General features: G+C 45.1%; 13 protein-coding genes. 6 read left to right on the top strand and 7 right to left on the bottom strand.

Features of this window, described 5'->3' with window-relative positions; genetic code table 11:
• The first annotated feature begins 9 nt into the window (after window positions 1–9).
• The 3 genes from OGY67_RS08275 to OGY67_RS08265 all read left to right on the top strand — a co-directional run bounded on the left by OGY67_RS08275 (window position 10) and on the right by OGY67_RS08265 (window position 1,675).
• Window positions 10–576, top strand: coding sequence for a hypothetical protein (locus tag OGY67_RS08275; protein ID WP_286573856.1), 567 nt, complete (start codon window positions 10–12; stop codon window positions 574–576).
• Between the two features lie 23 nt (window positions 577–599).
• On the top strand, window positions 600–1,097 hold the full coding sequence (locus OGY67_RS08270) for a hypothetical protein (RefSeq protein WP_165718320.1): 498 nt from the start codon (window positions 600–602) through the stop codon (window positions 1,095–1,097).
• A 149-nt stretch (window positions 1,098–1,246) separates the two neighbouring features.
• On the top strand, window positions 1,247–1,675 hold the full coding sequence (locus OGY67_RS08265) for a hypothetical protein (RefSeq protein ID WP_148062171.1): 429 nt from the start codon (window positions 1,247–1,249) through the stop codon (window positions 1,673–1,675).
• Between the two features lie 15 nt (window positions 1,676–1,690).
• Here OGY67_RS08265 and OGY67_RS08260 read toward each other — a convergent pair whose 3' ends face one another.
• Complete coding sequence (locus OGY67_RS08260) at window positions 1,691–1,897, bottom strand: hypothetical protein (protein ID WP_123551977.1); 207 nt, start codon at window positions 1,895–1,897, stop codon at window positions 1,691–1,693.
• Complete coding sequence (locus OGY67_RS08255; protein ID WP_165718319.1) at window positions 1,891–2,469, bottom strand: tyrosine-type recombinase/integrase; 579 nt, start codon at window positions 2,467–2,469, stop codon at window positions 1,891–1,893. The genes OGY67_RS08260 and OGY67_RS08255 overlap by 7 nt, the downstream gene beginning before the upstream one ends.
• Before the next feature lie 1,606 nt (window positions 2,470–4,075).
• On the opposite strand from OGY67_RS08255, the gene OGY67_RS08250 reads away from it, so the two are divergent.
• Window positions 4,076–4,240: a hypothetical protein gene (locus OGY67_RS08250; protein ID WP_155167263.1), complete on the top strand. Its 165-nt coding sequence runs from the start codon at window positions 4,076–4,078 to the stop codon at window positions 4,238–4,240.
• Window positions 4,206–5,663 carry a DEAD/DEAH box helicase gene (locus tag OGY67_RS08245; RefSeq protein WP_207786966.1) on the top strand — a complete coding sequence of 486 codons (1,458 nt, stop codon included), beginning with the start codon at window positions 4,206–4,208 and terminating at the stop codon, window positions 5,661–5,663. The genes OGY67_RS08250 and OGY67_RS08245 overlap by 35 nt, the downstream gene beginning before the upstream one ends.
• Here OGY67_RS08245 and OGY67_RS08240 read toward each other — a convergent pair.
• From OGY67_RS08240 to OGY67_RS08220, 5 genes are all read right to left on the bottom strand, one after another.
• Window positions 5,644–5,895: a hypothetical protein gene (locus tag OGY67_RS08240; protein WP_155167260.1), complete on the bottom strand. Its 252-nt coding sequence runs from the start codon at window positions 5,893–5,895 to the stop codon at window positions 5,644–5,646. The genes OGY67_RS08245 and OGY67_RS08240 overlap by 20 nt on opposite strands.
• Before the next feature lie 234 nt (window positions 5,896–6,129).
• Window positions 6,130–6,827 (bottom strand): IS1 family transposase gene (locus tag OGY67_RS08235; RefSeq protein WP_243428317.1). Its coding sequence is split into 2 segments (ribosomal slippage): window positions 6,130–6,578 and window positions 6,578–6,827, totalling 699 coding nucleotides; the frame shifts between segments, so codons are not numbered across the junction.
• A gap of 206 nt (window positions 6,828–7,033) precedes the next feature.
• Entirely contained in the window at window positions 7,034–7,675 is a 642-nt protein-coding gene (locus tag OGY67_RS08230) for an EAL domain-containing protein (RefSeq protein ID WP_255584719.1), read from the bottom strand.
• A gap of 292 nt (window positions 7,676–7,967) precedes the next feature.
• Complete coding sequence (locus OGY67_RS08225; RefSeq protein WP_155167256.1) at window positions 7,968–9,176, bottom strand: tyrosine-type recombinase/integrase; 1,209 nt, start codon at window positions 9,174–9,176, stop codon at window positions 7,968–7,970.
• A 129-nt stretch (window positions 9,177–9,305) separates the two neighbouring features.
• Window positions 9,306–9,842 carry a GNAT family N-acetyltransferase gene (locus OGY67_RS08220; RefSeq protein WP_286573855.1) on the bottom strand — a complete coding sequence of 179 codons (537 nt, stop codon included), beginning with the start codon at window positions 9,840–9,842 and terminating at the stop codon, window positions 9,306–9,308.
• Between the two features lie 816 nt (window positions 9,843–10,658).
• Here OGY67_RS08220 and pgaA point away from each other — a divergent pair.
• Window positions 10,659–13,121 carry a poly-beta-1,6 N-acetyl-D-glucosamine export porin PgaA gene (pgaA, locus tag OGY67_RS08215; protein WP_286573854.1) on the top strand — a complete coding sequence of 821 codons (2,463 nt, stop codon included), beginning with the start codon at window positions 10,659–10,661 and terminating at the stop codon, window positions 13,119–13,121.
• Window positions 13,122–13,124: the final 3 nt, after the last annotated feature.

Genomic DNA, 13,124 nt, shown 5'->3' with positions numbered 1-13,124 from the left:
GGGTGGTTTATGGGCTGGTCTTCGTTGGTTAGGATAACCATTGGTACATTTCTATTAGCTGGGTTCTCGTTCTCTACATACGCGAAGAACTGCAAGAAAGGTATACCATGCGGTAATTCGTGCATTGCGGTTGGAAAAACGTGCAGGATTGGATCAAGTACCTCTTCTGCGTATAAAAATTATTCTTACTCTTACCCATCATCTTCTCTTCATAGTTCAATCCCTAACTCCTCTTCACATTCCCCATCAGCGAAGGTTGAGGGAAAAAACACAGCTTCAACTGCGAAAACCTATCTCTGTCAGTACGCTATTGCAGCAGTACAGAATGGTAGAATAGGTGCTTTACGTGTGCTGGGTAGTGCAGAGGTAACGTTGTATGTCGATAGCTTCAAAGCTAACCGTTCAAACGGTACATACCTGCTCTCACCAAAGCTGAAAACTAACGGTAAGTTGATGATGGCAGATGATAAAAGCAAAGTGTATGCCTATGATTCGTCGCTGATGAACTTTGCAATTAGTGACCGCATCGCAAGAAGCACCGAGCAATGGGATAATTGTAAACTGGTTCACAATTAATAAACTCAATTCGTGGGGATGGAATGAAAAAATTACTAATGGCTTTCGTGATTCTAACTTTACCTCTGCTCTCATTCGCTAAGGGTATTGGTTATGGAAATACTAAATGGGACATGAATCCGTCAGAAGTTATTGCGGCTCAAGGCAATGGCGCACATCTGATCTCACCAGAGAAGTATAAAGATAATTTTGGAAAAGTGCAGATTGATAATGTATCGATCGGTAGCGGTCTTTATACTGTCACATTCCTTTTTAATAGTGCAGATCGTCTTGTACAAACGAATGTAGCCAGTAATGAGAAAAAAAATGAAGGTATCGCTGCGAGTCAATTTGGCACATTGAGTCAATTGTTGACTCAGAAGTATGGGAAACCTGAGTTTTCAGATTCAGATAAAGCAACGTGGAAACTTCCTGACACTACGGTTGAGTTGAGTAAGATGGTCATTTCTGGAATCATGGCCCAAACAGTAGTTCGTTACATTCCAAACAGTAGGGTAACAAGCGATACTTCTAATCTTTAAGCCTTGCTGCATGGTCGAGCGAGCAATAACATAATGAACAGGGGGCATAATGCCCTCTATGATTGTTAACATCTATCCTCTCAACGCTCTTAGTCACATCATTAATAGGCGTAGTAGGATTCGCATAATCTGTTGCTTGGATAAACATTATGAGTGCTTCTTTATTATTCCGATTGTTCTTTGCGTTAGCGATAATTGCGGGATTTTCTTCTAATGTCGTTGCTATGACCGTTAATGATTTTATTAGCTACAAGGCAATGCTCATGTCTGCTAATGATCCTGCGAGTCCGTTAACACAAGAAGAAAGAGCTAAAATCCATGTACTCGAAAAGATGTCAAACCAGAATTTAAGCGGGATAGTAGATGGCGCTATTTCTCTGAATGATCTTTCAACACTTAAAGGACGTAGTAAAATCATTTGTTATCCTGCCGGAGAGCAGCTAAACGTTCAAAAATTTTCAGATGATCTTGCTGATTACTATGATCACATTGAGCCAAGTAAAAAAGCTATTCTGGCCTCTCAGCGTTTAGGATACTTTGCTACAGCATTTCTAATAAAGTCTTATCCGTGCCAGTGATCGCTCTCAGCTTTTCTACTCCACAAACGTGGCTGTGTAGCGGCATTGCTGTGATGGCTTTATCGTTACTGTCTCCGTATAATTAGCGTTGCTGTAGATGCAGATTTTCGCGTTGTCTGTCTCCTGCTCATCAGCCAGTGTTAACGTAATGCGTCCTGCGTGGGCCAAGGCTGGCAGCAGGGCCAGCGTAAGCACAATTAAGCGTTTCATGTTGATCACCATTCTAAAGAGAACTCCTCTGTTAAATCGTCCTGCACGTCCTGACCATACCCGATGTAATACATCGTTGAGCGCGGATCTGTCTGTCCCAGGAAATGGGCGATTGTCTCTATAGCCACCCCTGCATCGAACATCACGCGCCCACGGCTTTTACGTGGTGTATGGCATCCCACATTAGAGAATCCCGCTCTCCTTCCCAACTTCCCAAATTCAGCAAACACGGTGTTACGTGTCACTGGCTGGCCTTTGCTGCGTAATGTGGCAGCACTGAAAATGTAATCTGTAGCTACAGGCATCTTCGCTTGCTCTGCCTTGCGTTGTGCCACTACTGACAGCATGGACGCTGTAACTTTTGGCCTTACCACGTTTCCGGTTTTCTCCTGCTTCACCTTGAGGTGAGATTGCCCCTCTACGTCTTCATACTTGAGCTTGAGCACGTCAGAGATTCGTAACCCGCTCTCATACATAAACACCCACAAGCAATAGAACAGGTTGCTCCTGGCGTTGCGCTGTAGCTCTGCCGCCACTGCTTTAACATGGTCTGCACTCTTTAGCGCCTGGCTAATTCCTTTCATCGTTATTTCTCCTCTTGTTCGTTTCGTTGAAAACATCATTGATCGGAAATTGATCATTTTCAATAGGTTGTACGATACGCGTATTTAAGAAGAGCACGAAATGATCAAAATGTGTGCGCCATTGCGAGAGCAATTGAACGACCTGATCGAGGCCACCCAATTCTGTCAGCCGTCCCGCTCGAATATCGGTAACTGATTGAAAAATAAATAAAAACACACATCACCTCATGATTCATGAAACGGTGGTTCTGTCAAGAGATTTATTTTCGATGACGGGGAGTTACCCCTGTTTGCACCGTAAAGTGATGGAAAAGTGTACTGAATTAGTTAAATCAATAAGTTACAGAATACACTTTACCAAAGTGTATCGAAGTAGGGCGTAATTGCACTGTAGATGAGGCGTTAATGATAACGCCTCTCATTTGTTGCGATGAGATCTGATTTGTTGAGAATTATTCTCAAATGAAGGGGTTTGTGAGCATAAAAAAGAAACATCGTTTCAATTTAGAAAACTCGTTCAGCACATTGCACCTATCGTAAAAGTTCTTTGCCATGACAAACGACTCAGGAAGCCGCACGGCGTAAGGCTTAATCATAAGTGATGAAAGATACTTTGAAAGTGAGAAAGGCGCTCAGAGAGCGTTACAGGTGGATTATTTGGAATAGATTAAGCATCGCTTTACCTTGGTTTTAGCGGGTATTTAGAATGTAATTAGCGTGGGATTTTTCCGGCGCTATGGAGGCGAGTATTCGCTATTAACACGTAATCAGGATTGATGGAGGGTTAATTCTCCATAAAGTGGAATGCACTATTTGGTATGCGCTGATCATGCGCATGAAAGATAGCTTTACAGGAGAGATCAATCTTCACAGAAAGTTATTGTTGAGAAGAGATGCTCCTGTTGAGATAATTTGTCATGCTCGCTTCGCTCACTGACATAAACCAACTACTAACTACCCTTAATTAAATTAAGGTTATTAATTATCTCTCTTATGTTCTCGTATTCCTCGAACATACATCATTGTGCAAGATGGTTATGTGCAGATACTTTTTCATGCAACATTCACCCGCTGATCGCTGGTTCATCGTGAGCCTATACTTACCGAAGGTATCAAAATAAATGTAAAAGGACTTATCATTTAAAATGATACCTCCTCTTACTTGATACCCTCGTAATCAGGTTGATTGTGCAATGTAGCGTAGCTACAAAATCGGCTCACTTGCATGAAGAGCCGGAAATGATACCATAGATGACTAATTATGCACATTTTACTAATTTTATTCATTTTTTTTGCATAAATAGCTTGACAAACGTTAGTGAAATAGTGTATTCTGGTAAGTATGAAGGGGAGAAAACCTTCTGAAACTTTCGGCCCTGGGCGGGGTAATCTGCCTGGGGCTTTTTGCATCCAAAATCCGAAGGAGGTAGTTATTGAAGTATTTCAGCAGTGACCAGGTTTTTAATGATCTGGTGAATGGCAAGGTGAAACGCCACGTTATTTACGCATCCATGCAAGCAGCAAAATCGAGGGAGTATACAGACCGAATGAAAATGTTCGCTGACGCTCTCGCCCGTTATGACCAACACCGAAAGGAAATTAACCAATGATGAACATTCGTTTTAGTCCAGAAGTTTACGAGGCACTCCGCGAAGCCGCCACAATTAAAGGCGTAAGTATTCCGGCCCTGGTTAACTCCATTGTCAAAAATAACATCCTACAACAAGAGGAACCCAATGAAAGAAAAGAAGCAAGTAGTAAAATTCGTTGATGCAATTTGCGGATCTGGAAAATCCACCACATTACAGCACTACATCAAATCAAGTTTATTAACAAATTCCGAAGCAATTCCCCCTCGCTATCTCCTGGTAATGCCAACACATGAATTATGTAATCAAGTTAAGGAAGAACTTGAAGAGCGAAGGGTAAAGAGTTTTCATGTAGACACTGAAACGGAAGCGGTAAATCTCCTAATCTCAACTCTTGAATACGATTTTCAGCATTCGGTGATCATCTGCACACATCAATGTTTCATTCATTATTGTTATCGTGCAGCGCTTGAAACAGAACTTCAAAACCTTCTCCGTAATTTCAGCATCTTTGTTGATGAAATCCCTGATGCAATGTTTGGCGCTTACATCAAAGTACAGCATACAGATCGGACGGAAGAAAATTTCCCATTCCTAAAGTGGCTGGAAGAGCGGGACGGATTGTTATTCCTGCGTGAGGATTGTCAAACGGATTTCTATAAATACTGGCATGAAAAACAGGCGAGTGGTGCTGAGTTAAAGCGCCTACTTTGGGCGATTATGCAAGGTGCTGGACTTCTCTACGAAGAAAATAAACACCTGTTTGCTTTCACTGCATCACCAATTATCAGATCTGTAGAATGGGCTGAACAATTTACACTCTTAGGTGCTGGCTCTTCTCGAAGTTTGTTTGTCTGGGCTGCTGAACATCTGGCGAAATACGAAGTAGAGGAAGCTGGTGAACATTTACAGCCGCCACTTGAAAGACGTAAGCACAAGGGTGTGCCGGTTTCTCTGGTCGCCGTATGTGAGAACAGATGCACCCTAACAGCTTTACAGAAAGTATTTCATGAACATCTACAGGAAATTATCCAACGTGTACCAGGTGAATTTATCTTTGCCACTAACAGAGATAAATCCATCTGCGAATTTAAGACGATTGGAGACGAGATTCTAACCTGTGCTGAACGGGGCAAGCGTGTTTCAATGGCTTCCTACGGACTAAACCATTACCAGCACATGCACAATGCTGTGTTTCTGGGATGCAGTAATCTGGATCGTGATTTCCAGGGTAAATGGCGGCAGTATGCAGAGCTTAACGGATGGGATGTTGAAGAATTTGAACAGAAGCAACGTGCCGCGATGAACTATGAACGGTGCTACCAATTTATTAGCCGTACATCTGTACGTAATGCTGATACTGATCACCCTCTGGTGTTTGTAGTGCCGGATCTGGCAACTGCTGAATACATCAAAGAGCATTATTTCCCTGGAGCAAAGATTGAATGTCTGAAATTTGGGAAAGTCAGAAAGAAACGCGATACAACGAAAGGCGACAACACCCGCGCCGAAGTGCAGAAACATAAAGCCAATGGCCTTACTCAGAAACAAACTCAAGAAGTTATGAATGTTGGAATAGCAACAATCAAACGAAACTGGAACTAATCGGGAGGACTAATTGATACAATACATAAAACTGAACAACACAAACCAGATTCAAATCAACGATAGCGGGAAGGGCGTTTATTACGCGCTTATCTGGTTCTGGAAAGGCAGGAAAACCAAAATTACCTACGACGAGTTGTCCGATAAATCCGGTGTAAGTGATCACGGGATCAGATTCTGGCTTCGTGCTCTGCGCAACATTGGTGTGATTGAGATAGACGATGAAAGCCATTATCTATCATTCACGCTGAAACACATCGAACGAGACAATGTAGAATTTATCTACTCTAATTTCTAAAACACACAATAGGGAAACTTTTATGATAACTGCATTATGGTGGTGGGCTTTGCTGTACGGATTATACGTTATGACAAGACAAGGAGTTTCCCCTCTACGAGGAGTTAATGGGAAAAAGAAAACGTAACGTAGTTACAAAGCTTGAACGAAACGGGTAATGACTCCAACTTACTGATAGTGTTTTATGTTCAGATAATGCCCGATGACCTTGTCATGCAGCTCCACCGATTTTGAGAACGACAGTGACTTCCGTCCCAGCCTTGCCAGATGTTGTCTCAGATTCAGGTTATGTCGCTCAATGCGCTGAGTGTAACGCTTGCTGATAACGTGCAGCTTTCCCTTCAGGCGTGATTCATACAGCGGCCAGCCATCCGTCATCCATACCACGACCTCAAAGGCCGACAGCAGGCTCAGAAGACGCTCCAGTGTGGCCAGAGTGCGTTCACCGAAGACGTGCGCCACAACCGTCCTCCGTATCCTGTCATACGCGTAAAACAGCCAGCGCTGACATGATTTAGCACCGACGTAGCCCCACTGTTCGTCCATTTCAGCGCAGACAATCACATCACTGCCCGGTTGTATGCGCGAGGTTACCGACTGCGGCCTGAGTTTTTTAAGTGACGTAAAACCGTGTTGAGGCCAACGCCCATAATGCGTGCACTGGCGCGACATCCGACGCCATTCATGGCCATATCAATGATTTTCTGGTGCGTACCGGGCTGAGAGGCGGTGTAAGTGAACTGTAGTTGCCATGTTTTACGGCAATGAGAGCAGAGATAGCGCTGATGTCCGGCAGTGCTTTTGCCGTTACGCACCACGCCTTCAGTAGCGGAGCAGGAAGGACATCTGATGGAAATGGAAGCCACGCAAGCACCTTAAAATCACCATCATACACTAAATCAGTAAGTTGGCAGCATTACCCTAAAACGCAGGGAAATAGATCTGTAGGCGGGACTGTTAAACAGAAGGTAGTAAACAATGCACCTAAGAAAACCGAGGGTGATACGGTTACTACGGAGTTTAAGAAATAAATAAGGGAATTTTGCCCCTTTTACAAAGAAGATGATTCGAGCTATACCAACGAATCTACGTTCTCAAATGGGATGGATTTAAAAAGATAACCCTGTACCCCCCAAATGCCTGCTTCACGCAAGATTTCCATGCTTTTTCTATCCTCAATCCCTTCAATAACAATTTTGTCGCAGTGTTTTTTAATGGATGCAATTAACTGGTGGAAGGTTGTTTTTTTCACTTGTTCATTAAAGAAAATTCGATCTATTTTTACTACTTCAAAGTAACCTTCTATCAAACTAACTACATTCGCATTACCTGCCCCAAGGTCATCGAGCCACAGCCCATTCACACCCTGGCTCAGCGACTCTAATAAGGGGCTTTTTAATCCATTATCTAAACCAGGGAAATGCTCAGAAAGCTCAAGTTTGATGAATGGCATCGATTCGAAAGTTTGTCTCAGTATGTAGTCATGACGGATCAGAAAAGCCATTTGCTGATCAATGTTTAATGTGCAAAACAGATTATTACGTTCGAACCACTTTTTTTTATTAGCAATGTTACCGCATTGTTCGTATAGGAAAATCCGCTTCCTATCTAAATCCCAGGATGAAATAACAAATTCAGGATGTTGAGCTTTCTTGGTAATAGAAGTAAAACGAGTGAGAAGCTCAATCCCCATCAATTTCTCGTCAATACTCATTATTGGTTCTGCAATGAATTTTGTGTACATAATAAATTTCTTAATTTTTATATAGATCCATAATGTGATCTTTGTTACAAAAAATCAATTAGAGCTGCTGTTATGTAAATACATAGCTCGCTGAGTATTGGTAACTTATTGTTTTTTAAGGAAGTTTTAGTGTGGGTGGTTTGATCTATTGGTTTTTTTTGCTGCTATTTTAATCATGTTTTACTCGTAAAGCAATCATTGGTGTGTATTATTCATAAATAATAGCTTATTAGCCTAACTAAACTGTTTAAAAATAAGGGGCTTACGCCCCTTTTCCCGCTTTTGGAAAGATCAACTCGGGATAATCTACCATTTCCACATAGTCGGATAGCTCTTTCATGGAACATCCCGCGCTGTATGTCTTAAATGCTTCTGTGGCTGCGGCCTGGGAAGAGTGCCCTGTAATGTAACCAATTCTTTGTTCAGGGATGCCAGCCCGATCCAGGCAAGTGATAAAATGCCCCCTGAGACTGTGGAAACATTGACGATCTGTAGCGGTAGGCAATACACGACGGCGTAGCCTGGTGAACGCTTGAGAGTAGAATGGGCCTTTCTTACCGTCAGCACGGTTAATCTTGTTGGCCTGTGGGAACAGGTATTCTCCATAGCCGTGGCTTAGGTATTCATCGACAATCGCAGATAGTCGGGAGTGAATCGGCACATGCCTGATTCCCGCTTTCGTCTTTGACTTCGAGATGTAGAAACATTGTCCCCCTTCCACCGTCTGGATCTCTGATTTCTTAAGGCTTGCCAGTTCATCAAGGCGGCATCCTGAAAACAGCCCCATGATTATAATGTTCCTGATCTCCGGCTCTGCTGCATCCAATAACTTTTGCATCTGGTCAGGCTCGAATGGTTGGTAACTTTCAATAGTCGCCCTCGCTTCGAGGTTATGGCCGTGAAAAGGGTTATCTGGTGCTATGTCGTCGTAACTCCTCCGCGCATACTCGTACAGACTTCCCAGGCATGTTAGCCAGTTCTGCACGGTTTGAGGGGCTTTCTTGTCCTGCTGGTTGATGAACATTGCAACTTGTGAGCGTCTGATCTCCGTGATCTGAATGTCTGCACGGTTAAGCGAAGTAAGAAATACCTCTACGGCACGAGCAGATTTAGCCAGCGTCGAGAATGAGCGCTTATCTCTGTATCTGTCAGCGTATTGATCGCGGATAGCGGTTAACGTTGGCACTGTCTGGAGTGGGGCGCGTAGCGTGGTTTGCTTATGCAATCCGGCTATGGCGTTTTGTATGCGCCGTTCCTCCGTGTTTGGGGAATACTGTTCCTTAAGTGTCTTCCACTCGATGAGCATGTGATTACGAAAGTGTTTAGCGGCGTTAAGGTCTTTGGTTCCCGTCGATTTCCGGTACAGGCGTTTCCCGCCGAAAATGTGCCGCATGTACACCGGAATGAAGATCTGAAACATCCAGACGCCTTCCGAAGTTGGATAAAGATAAGATTGGCCCTTGATAGACATGAGAATGATCCTCTAAAATCTCCGCCATCAACTACCAATGTTGAGATCTTTCGCGGCTCTTGGGCGTTTCTGTTCGATTCCCTTCGCCCGCTCCAAAAATTCTCTCCCTGTAGTTAATCCTTAAAAACGTTAGATAGCGACACCGGAATCCGGTGGCAGCGTGCTGTTACCTTCACCCAGATTACGTTGTAGCAATACCGTGTCGAGCCATAGCCCATGTTTGAAGCCAATGTTTTTCAGTGTGCCGATTTGCGTAAATCCGGCCTGCTGATGGACTTTTAACGATCCCTGATTATTGCTGTCGCCGACGATGGCAATCAGTTGCCGATAACCCTGTGCTTCAGCCCAGCCAATCACATGACGCAGTAAGGCTTTTCCTACACCCTGACGCTGAGCCGTTGGAGCAATATAAATCGAATCCTCAAGGGTATAGTGGTAGGCATAGCGCTCGCGGTAGCGGGTGAGGTAGCAATACCCGATGACCTTATCTTCCTGCAGAGCGACGACCCACGGCAGCCCGAGGCTGCGGATTTTTTCCAGACGAGCAAGCATCTCGTGTGCATCCGGCGGGTCGGTTTCAAAGCTGCCGGTACCGTGAAGAACATGATGTGCATAGATATCGCGTATGGCGGGGATGTGCTTTTCTTCTGCATTAACGATTTTCATTGACCGGCTCCCATTGGCGTCTTTGCCCAGATTACCTGAAAGTCTGAGGGGAAGGTAAGTGCAAAAAATTATGCTTCTATCAGTTGCTTGTAATGCAAATAGGCTTGCATATTGTAAGGGGAAATAATTGATTGTGGTTGATATTGTCAATAGTACGCAAGGTTGGTAAATATATTAACAGGTAGAGTAATACACAATTATTCACGCACGTATTTGATTGAGTTTCCAAATACCAATTATGGTAGGTTTCGAAAAATGATAAATAAAGTTGTTTGATTTCAACGCATTGTTACTGTATCTAATTCTTCTTGCGCCTGTACCCTTATTTTCATTTCATTGGCCCTGTTTGAGCCCTAAAAATTAAGTTATATTTTGTTGTTAGCAGAGAGCCTATTATCAGATTTTTCTCTATTCACCTCTCAAAATAGTTACCATGCAAACAGTTGCGCGGTGTAGCTATGCTAACCAGCAATAGTAAGCATCGTCACATGATGTCACCGGGCAAACTTTGTTTAAATCCAGAATTCAATCCCAAGAGTATTAGGATTATTTAGTCTAAAATACTTTTTTGCCTAAGACTTTTCTTATTGCGTAGCCACGAACTACATGGAGTGATAAAATTCCCGAGTTTATGCCTCCTGTCCAACGATTAGAGGACGCGGTGCGGGTAGTCAATAAGACGAAAGAATTAATTGCTTCATAACCCTATTACGAAATAAGCGGCAGTGCATCTTACATGGTCGGCAACTGTCAGGGATTGATCGTAACTTATTGAAAACGCTTATTTTTACTCTGATGTAAGATATAAGGGCAGATATGTTCAGTATGCGTCGACATGCCAACTTCATTAAACGTTTTAAGTCTGTAAGCTGTTTATTTACGGCAAGCATTCTTTTCCCTATGCAAATCTCTGCTGCGGTATCAGATTATGATGCTTTGGTTATTGAAGCGCGGGGGGGGAATAGTGCGCCACTATTGCGCTACCTTGAGGATCAGGGAAAGAAAAGTGCGCTAACGCCAAATCAGGTTGCCGACTGGCTGCAAGTTTCTGGTTGGGTTGAGAACAACGATAAAACAACCATTCAAATCTGGCAGCGGTATCGTGGGCAGATGGATGTGCCTGCGCGCGGCAAAGTCGCCGCTGCACGTGCGTACCGTAACCAGAAAAACTGGAATGATTCATTGGCAGTGTGGGAAAGCGTTTTACAGGAAGAGCCTGATAACGTGGATGTACGCACCGGCTGGATAATGACGTTGGCGGATGCGCGCTACAACCAACAAGCCCTTACTGAAGCGAATAAATGGGCGCAGGCGCATCCGGGCGCAGACTCCGACGCACTGCTTGCCTACGTATATCATTCTCAGGGGAAAAACTGGGATGCACTGTTGGTTGCCAGCCTGGCGGATGATGTTGATCCAGGCAACAAAAATGCAAAATCCACGCTGCTATCTGCGCTGTCGGCGAACCGCGTTTCCGGACCCGCTTTAAATATGGCGGAGGTCGTTCCCACTGCTGATCCAGTGAAGCGCCGTCTTGAGCTTGATGCGGCGGCTGAAATGGTACGCTCCTCCTATACGTCCGCACGTAATGAAGAAGAACGGTTTATCGTGGCCGATAAAGCGCTGGCCCGTTATGACCAGTTGCTGGCGGCCTGGAAAGATGAGCCGTCTGCGCAGAATGATGTCCGTCGGGCGAGAATTGACCGTATGGGTGCCTTGTTGGTGCGTAAGCGTACTGCCGAAGTGATTGATGAGTATGAGTCCCTTTCTGCAAGCGGCGAAGTACCAAACTATGCAAAACGCTGGGTGGCATCAGCATGGTTAAGCGAACGTCAGCCGGAAAAAACCGAAGCGATGCTGGCGAGCATTTACTACCCGAATGGACCTATCCCGGTGACGCCGCTCAGTCCTGAGGATCAACAAGATCTGTTCTACGCGCACATTGATAATGAAAACTTCGATGCTGCCAAAAAACAAGTTGATGATTTGATCAAAGAGAGTCCGTATCTGCGGCGTATCTATGGCTCGCCAACGCCGCAGCCTAACGATAACTGGCTGCTCGGACAGTCGCTACTGACGCAATATCATATCGCTGCCAATGAACTGCCAGAGGCAGAAAAGCTCGCAGAGCATCTGGCACGAACAGGCTCTGGTAACCAGGGATTGCGCATATCTTATGCCTCTGTGCTTGAAGCGCGTGGATTGCCGCATGCGGCGGAGAAAGAGCTTAAGCTGGCGGAAGTCATTGAGCCAAGCAACCTGGAGCTGGAACGTCGGCAGGCTTACGTTGCACTGGATCTTCAGGAGTGGAAACAGGCAGATGAACTGACGGATGACGTTATTGCCCGTAGCCCGGATGATGAAGCGACGCTGCGCCTCGCGCGTATTCGTGATGTCCACAAAATGTCGGAAGTGCGCATTAGCGGTACGCAGGGGATCTCGTCCGATAGCCCGGTCAGCGGTAAGAATGACTTCAACATCAACACGGCTATTTACAGTCCGCCAATTAATGACAACTGGCGACTGTTTACCGGATTCAACTTTGCTACTGGTGAATTTGAGGAAGGGAAGGGCATCAGCCGCGATCTGGCGGCGGGTGCAGAATGGACTTCCCGCGATTACTGGGCGGAAATGGAAGTGTCTGGCCGAAATTATGGCGATGGTCAGAAGATTGGCGGGCGTCTATCCGGCTGGCATGACTTTAATGACAACTGGCGCGTTGGTGGATCGGCCGAGCGCCTCTCTCGCAATACCCCGTTGCGCGCGCTGCGTAGTGGCGTGTATGCCAACGGCGGCGATATGTTTGTTCGCTGGTATCAAAACGAACGACGTGAATATCAACTGTCGTTTGCCGCATCACATTTCTCGGACGGTAACGATCGCATCGAATACGGACTCAGCGGAAAAGAGCGCATGTGGACCACGCCGCGCTTCACGCTGGACTTTACACCGGGTATCGGCGGGAGCACCAACACCAAAGAAAATGTTCCGTATTACAACCCGAAGAGTGATTTTTCCGTTGTCCCTGGCTTGAGCGCGGAGCAGGTTCTTTACCGCCACTATGATACCGTCTGGACGCAGCAAGGTCTGGCTGGCGTAGGTGGCTACTGGCAGCAAGGTGAAGATGCAGGCGCTATCGTCCAGGTGGGATACGGCCAACGGCTTAAATGGAACAACGTCGTAGACGGCGGGGTGATGCTGATTTGGGATAAACGCCCCTATGACGGTAAACGTGAGCGGAATATCTCCCTCGCTTTCGATTTAAATGTCAGGTTTTAAGGA

The sequence above is a fragment of the Citrobacter sp. Cpo015 genome, from assembly GCF_030333035.1.
Classification (GTDB): Bacteria; Pseudomonadota; Gammaproteobacteria; order Enterobacterales; family Enterobacteriaceae; genus Citrobacter; species Citrobacter portucalensis.
The sequence above is the reverse complement of the archived record's forward strand: the minus strand, read 5'-3'. Positions and strand labels throughout refer to the sequence as shown.